A 19,018-nucleotide genomic window follows, 5' to 3' on the forward strand; every position below is an offset into this window, starting at 1 on the left:
CGGGCGACTGCGTGAACAATTTGCGCACCTGGTGCGCAAGTTGTTCACGCCTTGGTGGGTTCTGGGACGTGAGGGTCAGCGGTTCCAGGAGGTCCAGTAGGTCTCGTCGGCGACGTGGCGGGCGGCGTCGGTGAGGCGGAGGGGGCGGAAGGTGTCGAGCATGACGGCGGTCTCGCCCGTGCGGTCCTGGTCGACGCTCGCCTCGAAGCTGCCGGGTTGCGGGCCGTGCACGAAACCGGCCGGGTGGTACGAGATCGACCCGATACCGATGCCCGATCCGGCCCGGCTCATGAAGTTGCCGTCGCTGTAGAACAGCACCTCGTCGGAGTCGGTGTTGGCGTGGTGGTACGGCACCTTCACAGCATCGGGGTGGAAGTCGTAGAGGCGTGGCACGAACGAACACACCACGAACCCGGGCCCCTCGAACGTCTGGTGGACCGGCGGTGGCTGGTGCAGGCTGCCCACGATCGGTTCGAAGTCGGAGATGGCGAGCGCCCACGGGAAGAGCTGGCCGTCCCACCCGACGACGTCGAAGGGATGTTGGCGGTGGACGTGCCGGCTGAGGCCCGAGCGAGTGCGCACGACGACGGGCACGTCGTCGCCGTCTTCGAGCAGCGGTGCATCGGGTGCCCGCAGGTCGCGCTCGCAGAAGGGCGCGTGTTCGAGGAACTGTCCGGCCGACGACAGGTACTTGTGCGGTGGGGCGACGTGGCCGCTGCTCTCGATGACGAGCAACTCGAGCCGCTCGCCGCTCGTCCAGCGATGGGTGGTCGATGCCGGGACGACCACGTAGTCGCCCGCGGCGACCTCGAGCCGGCCGAACACCGACTCGAGCACTGCGTCGCCCTGTTGGACGTAGACGAGTTCGTCGCCCGTCGCGTTGCGGTACAGCGTGCTCGTCCCGCCGGACGTCGACGACCACGACAGCCGGACGTCGTCGTTCGCGAGCAGCAGGTGACGATCGAGTACCGGATCGGCACCCGCAGCCAGTTCGCCGGTCCGCAGATGGCGCGGCGTCAACGGGTGGTCGGGCGTCGCCACGGCGGCCGAGCCGCCGGACCCATCGGCCGCGTCGACCGACTCGACCGCCTCGATCGCCGACAGTGCCGAGGGCGAGTGCCGGTGGTACAGCAGCGACGAGCGTGACGAGAAGCCCTCCTGCCCCATCAGCTCCTCGTGGAAGCGATGCCCGTCACCGTCGCGGAACACCGTGTGCCGCTTACGGGGAACGTCACCGACGCGGTGGTAGTACGGCATGGTCACTGGCCTCCGTGGGGTTGGTGGGGTGCGGGGTGGGGTTCGATGATGGTGCCGGCGACGGTGCCGAGCCCGATGCGTGTGGCCGGGTCGGCGCCGGCCCAGCCACGCAGTTCGACCCGATCCCCGTCGAGCAGGAAGGTGCGCTCGGTGCCGTCGGGGAGGGCGATCGGCCGGTCACCGTTGGCGGACAGTTCGATGAAGCTGCCTTCGGTGCCGGGGGTCGGGCCCGACACGGTTCCCGACGCGAACAGGTCGCCCGGCTCGGTCGACGCGCCGTTCACCGTCAGATGGGCGAGCTGCTGCGCCGGCGTCCAGTACATGTCGGCGAAGCCGGTCGAGCTGAAACGGACCGGCGATTGGCCGGCAGCGCGCATCGCGGCCGAGTCGAGCCACACCTCGAGGTGCAGATCGAGGCCCCACGGCGCGTCGGTCGAGAGATACTCGGCGGGCGGCGGCTCCTGCTCGGGCGGCACGACCCGGAACGGTTCGAGCGCTTCGAACGAGACGAGCCAGGGAGACACCGAGGTCGCGAAGCTCTTTCCGAGGAACGGTCCGAGCGGTTGGTACTCGTACGCCTGGATGTCGCGCGCCGACCAGTCGTTGACGAGGCAGATGCCGTACAGGTGGTCGGCGGCAGCGCCGATGGGGATCGGCGCGCCGATCTCGTTGCCGACGCCGACGACGGTGCCGACCTCGAGTTCGATGTCGAGTCGTGTGCTCGGCCCCACCACGGGTTCGCCGTCGATCAGCCGATAGCCGACCGGTCGCCGGATCGGGGTGCCGTCGGCGACGAGCGTTCCGGTGCGGCCGTGGTAGCCGATCGGGACGCGCCGCCAGTGGGGCATGAGCGCGTCGCCGTCGGGTCGGAACATGCGGCCGAGGTTCGTGGCGTGATGGATCGACGAGTAGAAGTCGACGTAGTCGGTCGGCGCGACCGGGACGCCCATCGTCAGCTCGGATCGGGCCACCACGTGCTCGCGGTCGGTGGGGAGCCGGCCGTCGATCGCCTCGCGCACTCGGGCGCGTACCGCTCGCCACGTGTCGGGGCCTGCGGCGAGGTACCGGTTCAGGTTCGGGTCGGCGAACACACCCGGTTCGAGGTCGAGTCCGTCGAAGACACCGGCGTGGTGCATCCCGTCGAGGTCGATCGCATGATCGCCGATCGCCACCCAGGCGCGCCGACGGTTGTCGCCAGGGTGCCCGACACCGAACGGCAGGTTGGTGACGGGGAACGGCGAACCGTCGGGAACGGGGACCGCCTCCATCAGAGGTTGCCGCGCCGCTCCTGCTCGCGCTCGATCGATTCGAAGAGCGCTTTGAAGTTGCCTTCGCCGAAGCCGCGAGCTCCGCCGCGCTGGATGATCTCGACGAAGACCGTCGGTCGGTCGCTCACCGGCTCGGAGAAGAGCTGGAGCAGATGGCCGTCGGGTTCGTGATCGACGAGGATGCCGAGCCGGCGGATCTCGTCCCACGGCAGATCGAGGAAGCCGAGCCGTTCCGTGACGTCGTCGTAGTAGGCGTCGTTGGCTTCGAGGAAGCGCACCCCTCGTGCTCGCAGCGATCCGATCGACTGGACGATGTCGCCGGTGCGGAAGGCGAGGTGCTGCACGCCCGGGCCGCGGTACGTGTCGATGTACTCCTGGATCTGGCTCTTGCGGCGCCCCTCGGCCGGTTCGTTGAGGGGCATCACGATGTTGTTCCCGTTCCACACGACGGTCGAGCGGAGCGCCGAGAACTCGGTGGCGATCTGCGACTCGTCGAAGTGGCGGAGCTGGGTGAAGCCCATGACCTCTTCGTAGAACGACACCCACTCGTCGAGGTGGTGTTCTTCGACGTTGCCGACGACGTGGTCGATGTCGACGAGGCCGACCTCGGGACCGGCGGGCATCGGCGGCACGCCGTCGCGTTCGAACCCGGGGCAGTAGTAGCCGGCGTAGTCGCGGCGGTCGACGAAGGTGTGCTTCGTCTCGCCGTAGGTGGCGACCGACGACAGGCGCAGCACGCCGAAGTCGTCGCGCAGTTCATACGGCTCGTCGACGGGGCGGGCGCCACGGGCGATCGCCGCTTCGTAGGTGGCGGTGGCGTCGTCGACGACGAAGGCGAGATCGTGGGCGCCGTCGCCGTGCTGGCGGACGTGGTTCCAGATCGGTGACTCGGGGGTGAGGCCCGACGTGACGACGAGGCGGATGTTGCCCTGCTCGAGCAGGTACGACGCACGGTCGGCGACGCCCGTCTCCGGTCCGGCGTACGCGGTGACGGTGAAGCCGAACGAGCCCGACAGGAAACCCGCCATGGCCCGGGCGTTGCCGACCCAGAACTCGATCGAGTCCCAGCCGGTCAGGCGTGCGGCGGGTGTGGTGGCTGCAGGTGCGGTGTCGGTCACGATGTCCCCCTGGGTGGATCGGTTCGGTGATCGGTTCGAACTCCCAGTCTCGGATCGGGCGATTGATCGGCGCAATAGTTCGACGAATCTCTGTGCAGGTCGTACAGTCGACAGCGAGTCGACATGGACGGAGTGGACAGAATGATCGAACTCGACGACATCGACCGAGCGCTGCTCCGCATCCTGCGCGAGCAGCCGCGCACGCCGATCGCCGAGGTGGCGAGACTGGCGTCGGTCGCCCGCGGTACGGCGACCGCCCGCCTGGCGCGCATGGAAGAGGCCGGCGTGATCACCGGCTACGGACCCGACGTCGACGCGCGAGCGATCGGCTTCGGCGTGCTCGCCTTCGTCACGCTCGAGATCGCCCAGGGCCACGGCCCGTCGGTGGTCGACCATCTCGCCGCGATCTCCGAGGTGCTCGAGGTGCACGCGGTGACGGGACCGGGTGATCTGCTGTGCCGGATCGTCGCCCGGTCGAACGAACATCTCGACGAGGTGCTGCAGGACGTGCTCTCGCTCCCGGGCGCCCGCCGCTCGGAGACCCACCTCGCCCTCGGCACCCGTTTCCACCGCACCGCTGCCGACCTCGCCATCCGCTGACGCCCCTGCCCTCCCCAGACCCCCGTTCATGTCGCGCTCAGTTCCGTCACCGGTACCTCAGACCGACATCAACATCCGGTAGGCGGTCGGTGGCGGGGTTCGTGGGATGATCGCTCGGGTGCGGCAACCGAACATCGTGCTGATCAACTGCGACGACCTGGGGTACGGCGACCTCGGGTGCTACGGCTCGCAGCGCAACGACACCCCGACGCTCGACCGGCTCGCCGCCGAGGGGATGCGGTTCACCGACTTCTACATGGCGTCGCCGGTCTGCTCGCCGTCACGAGGAGCGATGCTCACCGGCTGCTACCCACCGCGCATCGGGTTCGGCTCGTTCGACGGGCTGCCGGTGCTGTTCCCCGGCCAGCGGCTCGGGCTCGACACCGGTGAGACGACGTTGGCGTCGATGCTGCGCGACGCCGGGTACGCGACGCAGCACGTCGGCAAGTGGCACTGCGGCGATCAGCCCGAGTTCCTGCCGACGCGGCACGGCTTCGACCACTCCTTCGGCATCCCGTACTCGAACGACATGGGCCGCCAGCACATGCCCGACGGCATGCCGAACTGGCCGGCCAAGCTCGCCGAGATGGGGATCGCCATCGCCGACGAGTATCCGCCGCTGCCGCTCCTGCTCGACGACGAGGTGTTCGAGCAGCAGCCCGATCAGGCGTCGCTCACCGCCCGCTTCGCCGCCGAGTCGGTGCGGTTCATCCGGGCGAACCAGGACCGGCCCTTCTTCCTGTACCTGGCGCACATCTACGTGCACCTGCCGATCTACGTGCAGCAGCGGTTCGCCGATGCGTCGCACAACGGCGCGTACGGCGCTGCGGTGGCGAGCATCGATTGGACGACCGACGTGATCCTGACCGAGCTCCGCCGGTTGGGTCTCGACGAGGACACGATCGTGATCTTCACGAGCGACAACGGGTCGCGCGCTCGCGACGAGGGCGGGAGCAACGAACCGCTGCGCGGCGTGAAGGGCGAGACGTGGGACGGTGGGTTGCGGGTGCCGTTCATCGTCCGGTGGCCGGGGCGCGTGCCGGCGGGCAGCGTGTGCTCGGCCGTGACGTCGGCGATCGACCTGCTGCCGACGTTCGCCTCGCTGGCTGGCGGCGCGTTGCCCGACCGCCCGATCGACGGGCACGACATCACCCCGCTGCTCGACGGCGCCGACGGCGACTCCGATCGGGTGTTCGCGTACTACCGCGGGAACGCACTGGCGGCCGTGCGGCAGGGCCGATGGAAGCTGCACGTGGCTCGGGGCGACGAGTCGGTGGAGGAGCTGTACGACCTGGTCGACGACGTCGGTGAGACGAACGATGTCTCCGGCGAGCAACCCGATGTGGTCGCGGCGTTGTCGGCGATCGCCGAGTCGATCCGGGCCGACCTCGGCGACGACCGGTTGGGCGTCGACGGTCCGGGCCGTCGATCGGCGGGCGTGGTCGACGCCCCCTCACCGCTCACCACCTACGACCCCGGCCACCCCTACTTCGCCAACGAGTACGACCTCAGCGACCGAGGCTGACCCCGGGTCGGGTGTCGTACGGAACGCCGAGGCGCAGCCGAGGCGTTTCGGGAGATCACCCGACCCGGACGCGCACCCTGGTCACCGGAGTCGGGTGATCTCCGGAAACGTCGACTCCGTCGCCGTTCCCTCCGACACCCGACCCGATTCCTCTTCGTCGCCGTTCCCTCCGACATCGGACCCGGTTCGTCTCCGTCGCCGTTCCCTCCGACATCGGACCCGGTTCGTCTCCGTCATCGTTTCCGGCACCTGACCCGGTTCGTCGTCGGCCGTTAGGGTGGGGTGTGGTGGGACGAGCGCTTCGGGCTCTGTTGGCCGTCGTGGCCGTGGCGTTGATGGCACTGCCTGCCTCCGATGCCTCCGCCCACACCGGACCGCGCTCGCCCGATGCGGCACTGACCGCCCACGACGGCACCGTCGTCGGCAACTCACAGCTCGAGTCGACCGTCGACCCGGCGGTGCTCCGATCCGGTTCCGACTCGGGCAACCGCCACGACGTCCGGACCCGCATGACGGCGTTCGTCACGCCCGAGACGGCCGGCGTCGCCGCCACCGCCTCGTGGTGGACCCGGATCGTCGATCGCACCGTCACACCGGCACGACACGGCGTCGACCGAGCCGCCGACGCCCGCGGCCCTCCCGCCCGAGACGGCTGACTCCCCGGCGCCCTGACGCCGCCTCCGGCCGCGCCCGAGCGGTCGACGTCTCATCCCGTGCGTGCGATGCCGCACGCGCCCGGCTCCGTGCCGGAACACCGGAACCACGGGAGGTCCACCGGTGACATCCTCCATCTCCGAGCGCGTCGAACGACGCGCCGAACCATCCGACTTCTACGAACGGTGGGGTGCCCTCGTGATCGCGGTCTGCATCGCGATCGGGTTCGGGGTCGCCCTGCCCACCGGGCCGCCCACCGTCACCGTGACGGTGCACAACCCGACCGACTACCGCCTCTACGTCAAGGCGTCGACACCGACCGACGACACCCTCAGCTTCGTCGGCGTGGTCGGCCCCGACGGCACACTCGAATCCGGGGTGATCGACCGCGGCGGCGACTGGATCCTCCACCTCCGCACCCTCGGCTCACCGGCCGGGGAAATAGCCGTGACGCGATCCGAGTTGACCAGTGGGACCGTCCGCATCCCCGACTCGGTGACCGATGACCTGCGGGCAGCGGGTGTGAAACCGATCGCCGCCGCACCGATACTCGCAAGCCCATGACCACCCTCGACACCACGACCGACGACCGGGAGGTGGCCGCGCTCGACGAGCCGGCCGAACCGGCGTCGGGGCGGCGGCGCTGGCTGCGGCTGGCGCTGCGGGTCGTGGTGTGGCCGGCGGTGATCGCCGCGATCGTCGTGCCGCAGCTGCCCCGTTTCCGCGAAGCGTCGGTCGAGCTGCAGTCGATCAGCTGGGAGCGGCTGGTGTTCGGGTTCGTGCTCGTGCTCGCCTCGATCGCCTGCTACTCGGGTCTGACGAGGACCGGGCTGGGCGCCGGCGACGACGTCCGGCACGGCACCGTGTTCCGGATCCAGCTGAGCACCCGGGCGTTGGCGAACGTGGTGCCGGGCGGGAATGCGACCGCGTCGGCGCTCGGGTTCCGGTTGCTCACGCGGGCCGGTGCCTCGAACACCGGCGCCGGCGTGGCGCTCGCCACCGCCGGGATCGGTTCGGCGATCGTGCTGAACGTCGTGTTCTGGGCGGCGCTGATCATCGTCATCCCGACCCGAGGCGCCGACCGCCACCTCATCACGATCGCCGCGCTCGGCGGCATCGTGCTCGCACTGCTGTTGCTCGCGATCGCGGTCGTCGGCCTGGGCGGCGAGCGCGTGGCCGGACCGATCCGTCGTCTGGCGGCGAAGGTCGGGCTCGACCTGACGGCGCCGATGCGGGTCGTCGACAACGCACGTGGCCGGATCGGCGACCTGATCGCCGATCGTCGTCGGCTGGCTCGGATCGGCGGCTGGTCGATCGGACAGTGGACGTTCGACATGGCGGCGCTCTGGGTGTTCCTCAGCGCGTTCGACATCTCGCTGCACCCGCTGGTGCTGATCCTGTTGTTCGGCGCTGCCAACATCGCCGCGGCGGTACCGATCACGCCCGGCGGCATCGGGGTGGTCGAGGGCGTGTACATCGCGTCGCTCGTGCAGCTCGGGTTCACGCTCGAAGCGGCGACGTTCGGGATCGCGGCGTATCGCTTCGCCCAGTACGTCTTCCCCATCGGGGCCGGCGCCCTCAGCTACGCCACCCTCAAGGTCGGCCCCTGGCGCCTCGACCCCTGACCCACCAGGTCGGGTGTCGTACGGAACACCGAGGCCCACACCAACCGGGTCGGGTGTCGTACGGAACACCGAGGCGCACACCAACCGGGTCGGGTGTCGTACGGAACACCGAGGCGCAGCCGAGGCGTTTCGGGAGATCACCCGACCCGATCGCACCCACGTCACCGGAGTCGGGTGATCTCCGGAAACGTCGACTCCGTCGCCGTTCCCTCCGACACCCGACCCGCGTCCGACACCTGACCCGGGTCGTCGTGGTGGTCGGGTGGGACGGCGGTGGCTCGGGCTTCGGGGGAGAACAGGCGCTCCTTCGACCACAGCCGGAGTGGGGCGCCCCGGCTACAGCGCTGGTCGGCGAGCAACTCTTCCACCGACGTCGCACCGACGGCGGCGACCGCTTCGACGTAGTAGCGGGTCAGGGTCTCGTGGTACCCCGACGTCGGCGTGTTCGCGACGCCCGTCACCTCGTTGTACGACCGGATCGCGTCGCGCAACGAATCGACCGTGGAGTCGACGTCGCCGTCGTGCTCGTCGAGGTCGACCCAGCACGCAATCAGGTGGGCCTCGTGGGTCCATTCCGGCTTCGGGAGGGTGCGGTCGAGCAGGCGCTCGTGCAACCGGCGGGCGTCGGGGGTGATGCTCATGAGCGACCATCCTGACAGGAGGATGGACGGCCGGGATCCGGTTCTGACACCATCTCACGTATGTCGACCGAAGAAATCCCAGCGCTCGATGCGATCGACCGGCAGATCCTCAGGACGCTCGCCGACGACGGTCGGATTTCGGTGACTCGGCTCGCCGCCGACGTCGCTTTGTCGTCGAGCGCGACGTCGGACCGCCTGCGGCGCTTGGAGGCGTCGGGGGCGATCGAGGGCTACCGCGCCGTGCTCGCGCCGAGCGTGCTCGCCCGACCGATCGACGCCGTAGTGGGCGTGCGTGCGGCGTCGGGCACCGACCGCGACGACCTGGAGGCGTGGATCTGTGATCAGCCGGCGGTCGTCGAGGCCGTGCACCTCACCGGCCCGCACGACTACCTGCTCCGCCTCCGCTGCCGGTCGACCGCCGAACTCGACGCACTCCTGATGTCGATGAAACGAGTCGGCGGCATCGCCGACACCGAGACCCGCGTCGTCCTTCGCTCGCTCCCCGTCCGCCCCGCCACCGTCTGACGGATCTAGCGCAGGCGGGTGAAGCGGATGGTGAAGGTGGTGCCTTGGCCGGGCGCGGACTCGACGTCGATGGTGCCTCCGTGGTCGGCGACGATCGCCGACACGATCGACAGGCCGAGGCCGCTGTTGCCGCGGGCTCGAGCGCGGCCCTTGTCGGCGCGGTAGAAGCGGTCGAACACGTGGGCCGCCGTCTCGGCGTCCATGCCGGGGCCCTCGTCGCTCACCCGCACCCACGCCGACCCGTCGTCGGCACCCACGCTCACCTCGACCGGTGTCCCGGCGGGTGTGTGGTGCACCGTGTTGGCGAGCACGTTGATGACGATCTGGCGCAGCGCGTCACGGTCACCGTCGACCACCGCGACACCGGTGTCGCCGACCCGGTCGACGAGTGCGGCGTCGGGGTGAGCGGCCCGGTGGTCGGCAGCAGCCTCGGCGACGATGACGGCGAGGTCGACCGGGCCACGCGACGCCGTGCGTCGCTCGTCGAGCCGGGCGAGCGCCAGCAGGTCGTCGACCATGCGGCCGAGCCGCGCCGCCTCCCCGTTGATGCGGGTCATCTGGGTCTGCACCTCGTCGGCTTCGGTGGCGGCGCCGCTGAGGTACAGCTCGGAGTAGCCGCTGATCGAGGTGAGCGGGGTGCGCAGCTCGTGCGAGGCGTCGGCGACGAACTGGCGCAGCCGCTCTTCGGCCAACTCCTTCTCCTCGAACGACGTCTCGATCCGGTCGAGCATCGAGTTCAGCGATTCGGCGAGCTCGTCGAGGAGCGGGTCGCCGACCTCGGTGGGGACCCGTCGCTCGAGATGGCCGTCGGCGATCGCACCGGCCGTCTCGACCATTGCGTTGTACGGCCGCATGCTGGCCCGCAGCAGCAACCAGAAGATGACGCCGAGCGTCGCGAACACCAGCAGCAGCGCGAAGAACAGGGCCTGTGCCAGTGCGCGCAGTGCGGACTGCATCGCGTCGAGCGGTTGTGCAACGGCCAGGTACGAGCCGTCGGGCAGCTCGGTCGAGATCACCCGGTATTGGAGGTCGCCCTCCACCGCGTCGGCGTGGAACGGCTCGCCGACTCGGGCGACGATCGCGCTGGCCGACACGTCGGGCAGTGGCAGCGGGTCGGTCGAGGTGCCTGCGGTCACCACGAACGTCGGGGTTCGACCGTCGAGGACCACGATCGCCCGTTCGCTGAACTCGATGTCGAGGTCGGCTGCCTCCTCGGGCGTGATGCCGGTGGTCTCGAGGAACGTCGCCGTGGTCTCGACGGAGTTCTTCAGGTCGTCGTCGACGGCGGCGATGAGGCGATCGCGCACGACGAACAGGGTCGCTGCGGCGGCAATCACGAACACGACGAACAGGACCCCGAAGATGAGCGCGATGGCGCGACGTCGGGTCACGACTCGTCTCGTAGCGTGTAGCCGACACCCCGCACGGTCTGGATGAGCTTCGGTTCGACGGCGTCGACCTTCTTGCGGAGGTAGGAGATGTACGTCTCGACCGAGCTCGCGTCGCCACCGAAGTCGTACTGCCAGACGTGTTCGAGGATCTGCTGTTTCGACACGACGCGATCGGCGTTCAGCAGCAGGTAGCGGAGCAGCTTGAACTCGGTCGGCGACAAGTCGAGCGGCTCACCGTGGCGGCTGACCTGATGGCGGTCGTCGTCCATGACGAGGTCGGCGTACCGGTGCTGTGTCGTCGTCGCGCCGCCGGCGGACGTGCGCTTGAGCACGGCGCGGATGCGGGCGACGACCTCCTCCAACCCGAACGGCTTGGTGATGTAGTCGTCGGCGCCGGTCGTGAACCCGCTGAGGAGGTCGTCCTTGCCGTCGCGGGCAGTGAGGAAGATCACGGGCGTTTCGTCGTGGTCGGCTCGGAGCCGGCGGCAGACCTCGAAGCCGTCGAGGTCGGGCATCGTGACGTCGAGCAGGATCAGGGCCGGGCCGAAATCGCCGACAGAGCGCAACGCCTCGAAGCCCGAAGCGGCCGTGGCGACCTCGAACTGCTGGAACCGCAGCGAGGTCGCGAGCAAATCGCGGATGTACTCCTCGTCGTCGACGACGAGGATGCGGGTGCTGGTGGTCGTCGGCTCCTCGGGCACCCGAACATCCAACCACGCCGACCCCGTCGTGACAGGTGCGGCGGTCACGACGGCGTTCGCGGCCGGCACTACCGTGGCGTCATGGGGAAGCGGGGCGCGGGCGCGGCCGTCGCGTGTGCGTTGACGGTCGGGGCGATCGCGTCTGCCGTCGCGTCGGCAACGACGGGGCCCGGTCCGGTCGCCTCGGGCTCCCGGGTCGCCGAACGGGCCGCGGGTCCGGCACGCCGGGTGTCGGTGATCGCCGGCGGCGACATCCTCACCGAGTCGCGAGTCCGAACCGTGGCTGCCGCCCACGGCGCAGCGACCGGCGCTCGGTTCGATTTCGACCCGCTGTTCGCGCCGGTCCGCCCACTGATCGAGTCGGCCGACGTCGCGATCTGCCACATGGAACTGCCGATCGGAGCCGCCGGCGGCAGCTACGGCAACCACGGGCGGTCTCCGTACGGCGGCAACCTGCTCGTCGCTCCCTACGAGATCGCCGCCGCGGCGCGGTCGGTCGGGTTCGACCGGTGCTCGACGGCGTCGAACCACGCGTACGACGTCGGAGCCGGTGGCGTCGCGTCGACGTTCGAGGCGCTCGCTGCCAGCGGGGTCGGCAGCGCGGGCACGGCCCGATCGGTCGCCGAGGCCGGGCCGGTCCACTTCACGGTCGACGGCATCCGCATGGCCCACGTCTCGTTCACGACCGGGTCGAACACGGTGTCGCCTGCGGAGCGGTGGCGGCTGAACCTGTCACGCGATCCGTCGGTGATCGCCGGGCAGGTGGCACGGGCTCGGGCCGACGGCGCCGAGATCGTCCTGCTCAGCCTGCACGTGACGCACGAGATGCTGCCCGCACCGATCGCCGCCGACCATTCCCTGGTAGCGACAGTCGTGCAGGCCGTCGAGGTCGACGCAGTGTTCGTGCACGGTCCGCATGTCGTGCAGCCGTTCGGGTTCGTCGGCCGGACGCCGGTGTGGTGGAGTCTCGGCAACTTCGTGTCGGAGATGGGCGGTCCGACGGCCGCTGGTCGGTACGTCGATCCACGGACCGGTGACGGTCTCCTCGCCGTCGTCGAGTTCGTCGACATGGGCGGCGGCGACTTCTACGTCGACGCACGTTCGATCGCGATCTGCAACGAGTACGCGGCACGGACCGTTCGAGCGGCGACGGTCGAACTCGCCCGGCCCGATCTCCCGGCGGGGTTGCGGGCGGAGATGCAGGCCTGCCTTGCGCGCACGCGCGTGGTCGTCCCCGACGTCGGCTGACGTCGTCTGACCTCGGCGTCGCACTCCGGCGAGCCCACGGCGATTTCCAGAACCGTTCATGGGTTCTCTCAGGGTTTTCCAAGGTTCGGGGATTCAGATGGCCGACGCCACCCAAACCCCCCAACGCGAACTGGAGTTGCGCATGTCCACCTTCCTCTACCGGCTCGGGAAGTTCTCGGTCCGGAATCGACGCCTCGTGCTGATCGGCTGGCTGCTCGCCTTCGTGGCGATCGCCGTCGGCTCGGTCGCCGCGGGCGGCGAGACGTCCGACGAGTTCACGATTCCGGGCACCGAGTCGCAGCAGGCGTTCGACCTGCTCGACGAGCGCTTCCCCTCACAGTCGGGCACGTCGGGCCAGATCGTGTTCGCCACGGAAGACGGTTCGCAGCTGATCGACTCGCAGGACGCCGTCGCCGACACCCTCGCCGAGGCGGCGGAGCTCGACGGGGTCATCTTCGTCAGCGATCCGTTCACGTCGGGCGCCGTGTCGCAGGACGGCACGATCGGTTACGCCACCGTGCGCTACGACCTCGAGACACCCGAGGTGGGCATCGAAGGGGTCGAGCATCTGATCGAGACCGGCGCGATCGGTGAGTCGCAGGGGCTCCAGGTGGAGTTCGGCGGCGAGGTCGTGTCGGGGAACCCCGAGCAGCACCCACCCACGTCGGAGATCATCGGTCTCGGCGTGGCCGTGGTCGTCCTGTTGTTCGCGTTCGGTTCGGTGCTCGCCATGGGCTTGCCGCTCGTCACGGCACTGCTCGGCCTCGGCATCGGCCTGACCGGCATCACCTTGATGTCGGCGTTCATGGATCTGTCGTCGACCGCTCCGACGCTCGCCACGATGATCGGCCTCGCCGTGGGCATCGACTACGCGTTGTTCATCGTCACGCGGCATCGCCAGGGCCTGACCGAGGGCCTGTCGGTCGAGGAAGCTGCCGCTCGCGCCAACGCGACCGCCGGTTCGGCCGTCGTGTTCGCCGGCGGCACCGTCGTCATCGCCATCTCGGGCCTCGCCGTCGTCGGCATCCCGTTCCTGACGGTCATGGGCTTCGCCACCGCCGCCGTCGTCATGATCGCCGTGCTCGTCGCGGTCTCCCTACTGCCCGCCCTGCTCGGCTTCTGCGGCACGAAGATCGACCGCTGGAAGGCGCCGTTCACCAAGACCCGCACCAGCGAGGTCGATCACGCCACGTTCGGCGCCCGTTGGGCCCGCAAGGTGACGGCCCGGCCGGGCCTGTGGTTGACCGGTGCGCTGGCGTTCATGCTGTTGCTCGCCGCACCGATGCTCGACATGCGACTCGGTATGCCCGACGCCGGCACCCGACCGGAGGACACGACCGAGCATCAGGCGTACGACCTGCTCGCCGAGGGCTTCGGCCCCGGTTTCAACGGCCCGCTCACCGTGGTCGTGGACGCCGCCAGGTCGGACGACCCGCAAGCCGTCGTGGCCACCTACTCGGACGCGATCGCAGCGACCGATGGTGTCGTGGCCGTGACGCCGCCGTCGTTCAACGAGGCCGGCGACACCGCCGTGCTGTCGGCGATCCCGAGCACCGGCCCGGCCGACGCCGCGACCGAAGACCTCGTGGACAGTCTCCGTTCGGACGTGTTTCCGGAGATCGCCGAGTCGACCGACACGTCGATCGCCCTGACCGGGTCGACCGCCGCGATGATCGACGTGTCGCAGAAGATGAGCGACGCCCTGCCGACGTTCATGCTCGTCGTGCTCGGCCTGACGTTCCTGTTGCTGCTCGTGGCGTTCCGTTCGCTGCTCGTGCCGCTCAAGGCGTCGCTGGCGATCCTGCTGTCGATCGTGTCGAGCTTCGGCGTGGTCGTGGCGGTGTTCCAGTGGGGTTGGATGCAGGAGCTGATCGGGCTCGACACGACGGTGCCGATCATCAGCTTCATGCCGATCATGCTGTTCGCCATCCTCTTCGGCCTGTCGATGGACTACGAGGTGTTCATCATGAGTCGCATCCGTGAGGAGTACAGCAAGACGGGTGACCCGAAGGAGAGCGTGATCGCCGGTCTGACGTCGTCGGCCCGGGTGATCACGGCTGCCGCCCTCATCATGATCTCGGTCTTCGGGGCGTTCGTGCTCGGCGACGATCCGATCATCAAGATGTTCGGTGTCGGCCTCGCGGTCGCCGTGTTCCTCGACGCCACGATCGTCCGCATGATCATCGTCCCGGCGGCGATGACCCTGCTCGACAAGGCGGCCTGGTGGCTGCCGGGTTGGCTCGACCGGATCGTGCCGAACGTCGACATCGAAGGCGAACGCCTGATGCATCAGCTCGAGGCCGACGCCGCTGCCGACCAGACCGGCGACGACGACGAACCCACCGAGGACCGCGAACCCGCCCTCGTCTGAGTCGAAGCAACCGCAACCACCCCGGGTCAGGTGCCACAGGTGACGACTCGCCCCCAGGGCGAGGCGTTACCGACGGTCACCTGACCCGGGGCACTGGGCGGCGTGCCGCCACCTCGTTCCGCCGGTTCACGCACGGTCCGGTTCGAGGACGGGTGCGGCGGGTACTGACCGTTCATGAGTGTCATCGCCTGGATCGTCGTCGTTGCCGCCGTGCTGGCGGTCGTCGGGTTCGTCGTGTGGTTCGTGACGGCCCGCAAGTTCCCGGAGCAGGCCGCTTCTCACGGCACCGACCGTCCGTTCGAGGACGAGTCCGGACGTGGCGAGCAGCCCGGCGAGGTGCGGGAGCGACCCGCCGGCCCGGGCGCCGAGTCGCAGCGGCCCGACGGCCGAGGCACCCTCCGCCCCGGCCCCTGAGTCGGCTCACCGCATCGCGTCGACGGCCGCCCGCATCCGGGCGTTGTCGGCGACGAGGGAGTGCACCCGCTGTCGCCGGTCGGCCGGGAGTGGCTCGGCGGCTGCGTCGCGGTTGCCGTCGGTCCCCTGCTGGCTGTCGACGTCGTAGGCGCGCAGTGCCCGCTCGCGATTGCTCGGGCTGTCGTGTCCGAGCACCTGCAGCAAGCGGGCGACGGTCGCTTCCCGATCGTGGTTGATGTCGCGATAGCTGAACGGATGGAACGGGACACCGGTCGCTGCGGCCGCCTGGTACGCCTCGATCCGCATCGCCCACAATGCTGCGAGTGCGGTTTCCATCGGCGTCGCCGGATCGACGGGGTCGCAGATGTCGGCGACGACGCCGGGCGGCGCGCCGGCCGACAGGATGTGCCAGAGGAAGTCACGCATCGCCGTCGACCCCTCGCCGACGTCGGCACCTTGCTTCTGTCCGAAGCGGTAGCCGGAGTCGACCCAACCCTCGACGTCGCGGTAGAGGAAGAGCGACGTGCTGTCGGGCGTTGCGGTGACGAAGTCGGCCGCGTCGAACAGCGCTTCACTCCGGTACTTGAGGACACACGTCGTGTCGGGACGGGGGTCGACCGGTCGGAACGACCACCTGGTGGCGACGCGCAGCATCTCCTGCATCCGTCGGGTGCCGTACTCGTCGCGCCGGACGACGAGCTGCGCGATCGCGTCGGGTTCGGACAGTGACCACACCCCGTCCAGTTCGGCGAAGATCCGGCTCGCAAGCGTGGAGCCGCACCGCCCGGTGCTGAAGAGGTGAACGAGTGTCGCGGGCCGCGGGAGGTCGTCGGCGAGGCGCGCGAGATCGTCGAGGGGGAGGACGACGGCGTCGGTCGCGTGGTCGAATTGGGCGACGAATGCGAACGGTTGGGCGGTGAGGTCGAGTCCGTCGGGGAGCCGGACGAGCATCGCCCGGTCGTGATCGGGGTCGATCGTGTACAGCGTCCACGCCGGGTCGCGCACGAGTTCGTCGGCGGCGACCGGTTTCCCCTCCCCGAGCTGGAAGTGGTCGAACCGCGCCGGATCGACCTCGAACGGCCGGTCACGACCGACGATCGGTTGCCCTACGAACCCCATGGCCACGCCACCGTAGACGCCCGGCCCGGACCGACGCGCCGGATTCGCCCGACGCGGCAACGCGGGTCAGGCGTCACCGGCGGTCACCTGACTCCGGGGTCCTCGGGTTGACCGAGCAGCTCGAGCGCTCGGATTCGCGCACCCACCCCGGGTCAGGTGATCGACGGTAACGGCTCGTTCCTCGCCGTCACCTCCGACACCTGACCCGATGGCGCGGTCACCATTCGGCGAGGTCGTGGTCGCCGATGGCGATGAGGGCGGCGTTGACGATGCTGCCGGCGGAGATGCCGGTGGCGTCGTGGAGGTCGGCGATGGTGCCCGACTCGCCGAACCGGTCGACGCCCAAGGCGTACTGCGGCACGCCGAGCGCCGACCCGATCCACGCCAGGCTGTGACTTGCCGCGTCGTGCACGCTGACGATGGGTCGGCGCCGCTCGGCCGGCGGCACCAGTCGGTGCAGCTGGCTCGGTACGCGCACCACCCGCGCCGATCGAACGGTCTCGGCGTAGGCGGCGCGCCAGCTGCGGTAGACGCGGTCGGGGCTCGTCAGGTGCACGACGGTGGCGGCCACCCCCTCCGAGTCGAGTTCGTCGGCAGCGGCCAGTGCCTCGGGTGCCATCGCTCCGGTGGTCACGATGGTGACGCCGGGACGATCGTCGGCGGCCACGTCGCGCAACCGGTACCCGCCGGCGATGACGAGCTTGCGCAGCACCTCGTCGCCGTAGCGCTCGAGCGCTTCGGCGAACGGTGCCTGGTCGAGCGGACGGGTCGAGAGCCGGAGATAGGTACTCTCGCCGTCGGGTCGGGCGAGTGCGTCGATCGCGTCGCACAGCAGCCAATCGACCTCGGTCGCGTAGGCGGGCTCCGCGTAGTGCAGGCCGGGCAGTTCGGCGCCCACCGACGCCGTGATCGTCGACTGGTGTGCGCCACCTTCCGGTGCGAGCGTCACGCCGGACGGTGTGCCGGTCACGATGAAGCGAGACGCGTTGTAGAGGCCGTAGACGAAGGCATCGAGGCCGCGCAGCACGAACGGGTCGTAGACGGTGCCGATCGGGAAGAGCTGCTCGTCGTGGTGGTCGTGGCTCAGCCCGAGCTGGCCGAGCAGCATGAACAGGTTCATCTCGCTGATGCCGAGTTCGATGTGGCGACCGGTGGGTGCCGGTGCCCACTTGAGGAGTCGGTCGGCGCCGCCGTGATCGTCGCGTTCGACGTGGGAGTACACGCCGGTCTTGTTGATCCAGCCACCGAGGTTCGTCGAGATCGAGACGTCGGGTGCGGTGGTGACGATGCGTTCACCGAGACCCCCGACGTCGGCGAGCGAGGCGAGCACGCGCCCGAACGCCTCCTGTGTCGAGACCGTTCCGTTCGTCACGGCCGGCCGCGCCGACTCCGGCACGGCGGGCCGGGCGCGCGGCACGGGTGCCGGGTTGTTGATGTCGCTGCCGACCGAGGCGCAGAGCCTGCCGGGGGCGGAGTCGGGCGCGAACCGATCCCACTCGTTCGACTCGTCGAGCCCCATGTCGGAGCGCACGGCGTCGATCTGGTCGGACGACAGCAGCGCAGCGTGGTTGAGCGGGTCGCCGGCGATCGGCAGGCCGTACCCCTTGATCGTGTAGGCGAACACGACCGACGGCTGGTTCGGGTGACGGTCGCACTCGGCGAACGTGTCGAGCAGGAGGGAGAGGTCGTGGCCGCCGAGATCGGTGACGAGTGTCTTGAGTGCAGCGTCGTCGTGGCGTTCGGCGAGGCGTTGCACGGCACCATCGGCGTTCGCCAGGAACTTCGTGCGCAGGGCGTCGCCGTCGAGCGCGAACAGCGACTGGTATGCCTCGTTCGACATCGCGTCGATGTGGTCGCGCAGCGCTTCGCCGTCGGGTCCGGCGAACGCGTCCTGGAGCCGTTTGCCGTACTTGGCCTCGGCGACGTGCCAACCGGCATCGGCGAAGAAGTGCTTGAGGCGCGTGGCGGCGATGTCGGGGATGACGCGGTCGAGACTCTGGCGGTTGAGGTCGACCACCATCGTGAAGTTGCCGAGTCCTTGGGTGGCCGGATCGGCGATGGCTTCCCAGACGTTCCCCTCGTCGAGTTCGGCGTCGCCGACGAGCGCGATGAAGCGGGCGTCGGGGCGTTCACCGAAGTGGTCGTCGACGTAGCGGCGGGTGAGGGCGGAGAACAGCGGGGCGACGGCGCCGAGTCCGACGGAGCCGGTCGAGAAGTCGGAGACGTCGGGGTCTTTCGTGCGGGACGGGTAGGCCTGCAGCCCACCGCGCTGGCGGAGGGTGGTGAGGTACGAGCGGTCGAGTTCGCCGGTCAGGTACTTGATCGCGTGGTAGACGGGCGAGGCGTGCGGCTTGACGGCGACCTTGTCGGCGCCGCCGATGTGCCCGAACCAGAGCGCGGTCATGATCGACACCATCGAGGCGCACGACGCCTGGTGGCCGCCGACCTTGATGTCGCTCTCACCCCGCCGATTGGCGGCGTCGACGATCCGGGTCGCGAGCCACAGCACCCGCCGCTCGACCTCCTGCAACGTCTCGATGTCGTTCACGTTCCCCTCCTGC

The 19,018-nt window shown here is 69.6% G+C and carries 17 protein-coding genes; 9 read left to right on the forward strand and 8 right to left on the reverse strand.

What is annotated here, in order from left to right:
- Positions 1-75: 75 nt before the first annotated feature.
- The 3 genes from BDK89_RS19945 to hppD are packed head-to-tail and all read right to left on the reverse strand — an operon-like array spanning position 76 to position 3,643.
- A complete protein-coding gene (locus BDK89_RS19945; RefSeq protein WP_133870628.1) occupies positions 76-1,257 on the reverse strand; it encodes a homogentisate 1,2-dioxygenase in 1,182 nt (393 codons plus the stop codon).
- Positions 1,258-1,259: 2 nt separating this feature from the next.
- Entirely contained in the window at positions 1,260-2,525 is a 1,266-nt protein-coding gene (gene fahA, locus BDK89_RS19950; protein WP_133870629.1) for a fumarylacetoacetase, read from the reverse strand.
- On the reverse strand, positions 2,525-3,643 hold the full coding sequence (gene hppD / locus BDK89_RS19955) for a 4-hydroxyphenylpyruvate dioxygenase (RefSeq protein ID WP_133870630.1): 1,119 nt from the start codon (positions 3,641-3,643) through the stop codon (positions 2,525-2,527). The genes fahA and hppD overlap by 1 nt, the downstream gene beginning before the upstream one ends.
- Before the next feature lie 123 nt (positions 3,644-3,766).
- Here hppD and BDK89_RS19960 point away from each other — a divergent pair, with 123 nt between their 5' ends.
- The 5 genes from BDK89_RS19960 to BDK89_RS19980 all read left to right on the forward strand — a co-directional run bounded on the left by BDK89_RS19960 (position 3,767) and on the right by BDK89_RS19980 (position 8,047).
- Positions 3,767-4,243: an Lrp/AsnC family transcriptional regulator gene (locus BDK89_RS19960; RefSeq protein WP_133870631.1), complete on the forward strand. Its 477-nt coding sequence runs from the start codon at positions 3,767-3,769 to the stop codon at positions 4,241-4,243.
- 118 nt (positions 4,244-4,361) lie between these two features.
- A complete protein-coding gene (locus BDK89_RS19965; protein WP_243839229.1) occupies positions 4,362-5,768 on the forward strand; it encodes a sulfatase family protein in 1,407 nt (468 codons plus the stop codon).
- Positions 5,769-6,055: 287 nt separating this feature from the next.
- Complete coding sequence (locus tag BDK89_RS19970; protein WP_133870633.1) at positions 6,056-6,424, forward strand: hypothetical protein; 369 nt, start codon at positions 6,056-6,058, stop codon at positions 6,422-6,424.
- 121 nt (positions 6,425-6,545) lie between these two features.
- Positions 6,546-6,986 (forward strand): hypothetical protein, encoded by a 441-nt coding sequence (locus tag BDK89_RS19975; RefSeq protein ID WP_133870634.1) that lies wholly within the window; start codon positions 6,546-6,548, stop codon positions 6,984-6,986.
- A complete protein-coding gene (locus BDK89_RS19980) occupies positions 6,983-8,047 on the forward strand; it encodes a lysylphosphatidylglycerol synthase transmembrane domain-containing protein (RefSeq protein ID WP_133870635.1) in 1,065 nt (354 codons plus the stop codon). The genes BDK89_RS19975 and BDK89_RS19980 overlap by 4 nt, the downstream gene beginning before the upstream one ends.
- Positions 8,048-8,208: 161 nt before the next feature.
- Here BDK89_RS19980 and BDK89_RS19985 read toward each other — a convergent pair whose 3' ends face one another.
- Complete coding sequence (locus tag BDK89_RS19985) at positions 8,209-8,688, reverse strand: hypothetical protein (RefSeq protein WP_133870636.1); 480 nt, start codon at positions 8,686-8,688, stop codon at positions 8,209-8,211.
- Positions 8,689-8,748: 60 nt separating this feature from the next.
- Here BDK89_RS19985 and BDK89_RS19990 point away from each other — a divergent pair, with 60 nt between their 5' ends.
- Positions 8,749-9,213 (forward strand): Lrp/AsnC family transcriptional regulator, encoded by a 465-nt coding sequence (locus BDK89_RS19990; RefSeq protein WP_133870637.1) that lies wholly within the window; start codon positions 8,749-8,751, stop codon positions 9,211-9,213.
- 5 nt (positions 9,214-9,218) lie between these two features.
- Here the strand turns inward: BDK89_RS19990 and BDK89_RS19995 are convergent, their stop codons facing one another.
- Together BDK89_RS19995 and BDK89_RS20000 are read right to left on the reverse strand one after the other, a co-directional pair.
- Positions 9,219-10,604, reverse strand: coding sequence for a sensor histidine kinase (locus tag BDK89_RS19995; protein WP_133870638.1), 1,386 nt, complete (start codon positions 10,602-10,604; stop codon positions 9,219-9,221).
- Positions 10,601-11,305: a response regulator transcription factor gene (locus BDK89_RS20000; protein WP_133870639.1), complete on the reverse strand. Its 705-nt coding sequence runs from the start codon at positions 11,303-11,305 to the stop codon at positions 10,601-10,603. Before BDK89_RS20000 ends, BDK89_RS19995 begins: the two co-directional genes overlap by 4 nt.
- Before the next feature lie 81 nt (positions 11,306-11,386).
- Between BDK89_RS20000 and BDK89_RS20005 the strand changes: the two genes are divergently transcribed.
- The 3 genes from BDK89_RS20005 (at position 11,387) to BDK89_RS20015 (ending at position 15,338) form a co-directional block, all read left to right on the forward strand.
- The gene (locus BDK89_RS20005) at positions 11,387-12,553 is read left to right on the forward strand and encodes a CapA family protein (protein WP_133870640.1); all 1,167 of its coding nucleotides are present in this window, start codon (positions 11,387-11,389) and stop codon (positions 12,551-12,553) included.
- A 142-nt stretch (positions 12,554-12,695) separates the two neighbouring features.
- Positions 12,696-14,924: an MMPL family transporter gene (locus BDK89_RS20010; protein WP_133870641.1), complete on the forward strand. Its 2,229-nt coding sequence runs from the start codon at positions 12,696-12,698 to the stop codon at positions 14,922-14,924.
- Between the two features lie 174 nt (positions 14,925-15,098).
- Complete coding sequence (locus BDK89_RS20015; protein WP_133870642.1) at positions 15,099-15,338, forward strand: hypothetical protein; 240 nt, start codon at positions 15,099-15,101, stop codon at positions 15,336-15,338.
- Between the two features lie 6 nt (positions 15,339-15,344).
- Here the strand turns inward: BDK89_RS20015 and BDK89_RS20020 are convergent, their stop codons facing one another.
- Both BDK89_RS20020 and BDK89_RS20025 read right to left on the reverse strand, forming a co-directional pair.
- On the reverse strand, positions 15,345-16,457 hold the full coding sequence (locus tag BDK89_RS20020; RefSeq protein ID WP_133870643.1) for a hypothetical protein: 1,113 nt from the start codon (positions 16,455-16,457) through the stop codon (positions 15,345-15,347).
- Positions 16,458-16,674: 217 nt separating this feature from the next.
- Entirely contained in the window at positions 16,675-19,005 is a 2,331-nt protein-coding gene (locus BDK89_RS20025) for a transketolase-like TK C-terminal-containing protein (RefSeq protein ID WP_133870644.1), read from the reverse strand.
- Between the last annotated feature and the right edge of the window lie 13 nt (positions 19,006-19,018).

The organism is Ilumatobacter fluminis, from assembly GCF_004364865.1.
GTDB classification, from domain to species: domain Bacteria; phylum Actinomycetota; class Acidimicrobiia; order Acidimicrobiales; family Ilumatobacteraceae; genus Ilumatobacter; species Ilumatobacter fluminis.

What these genes read in the sequence shown, in the direction of transcription:
- fahA (WP_133870629.1), bottom strand. Translation starts at nt 2,525, where the DNA reads ATGGAGGCGGTCCCCGTTCCCGACGGTTCGCCGTTCCCCGTCACCAAC.
- BDK89_RS20015 (WP_133870642.1), top strand. Translation starts at nt 15,099, where the DNA reads ATGAGTGTCATCGCCTGGATCGTCGTCGTTGCCGCCGTGCTGGCGGTC.
- BDK89_RS19980 (WP_133870635.1), top strand. Translation starts at nt 6,983, where the DNA reads ATGACCACCCTCGACACCACGACCGACGACCGGGAGGTGGCCGCGCTC.
- BDK89_RS20010 (WP_133870641.1), top strand. Translation starts at nt 12,696, where the DNA reads ATGTCCACCTTCCTCTACCGGCTCGGGAAGTTCTCGGTCCGGAATCGA.
- BDK89_RS19985 (WP_133870636.1), bottom strand. Translation starts at nt 8,688, where the DNA reads ATGAGCATCACCCCCGACGCCCGCCGGTTGCACGAGCGCCTGCTCGAC.
- BDK89_RS20020 (WP_133870643.1), bottom strand. Translation starts at nt 16,457, where the DNA reads ATGGGGTTCGTAGGGCAACCGATCGTCGGTCGTGACCGGCCGTTCGAG.
- BDK89_RS20005 (WP_133870640.1), top strand. Translation starts at nt 11,387, where the DNA reads ATGGGGAAGCGGGGCGCGGGCGCGGCCGTCGCGTGTGCGTTGACGGTC.
- BDK89_RS19960 (WP_133870631.1), top strand. Translation starts at nt 3,767, where the DNA reads ATGGACGGAGTGGACAGAATGATCGAACTCGACGACATCGACCGAGCG.
- BDK89_RS19990 (WP_133870637.1), top strand. Translation starts at nt 8,749, where the DNA reads ATGTCGACCGAAGAAATCCCAGCGCTCGATGCGATCGACCGGCAGATC.
- BDK89_RS19945 (WP_133870628.1), bottom strand. Translation starts at nt 1,257, where the DNA reads ATGCCGTACTACCACCGCGTCGGTGACGTTCCCCGTAAGCGGCACACG.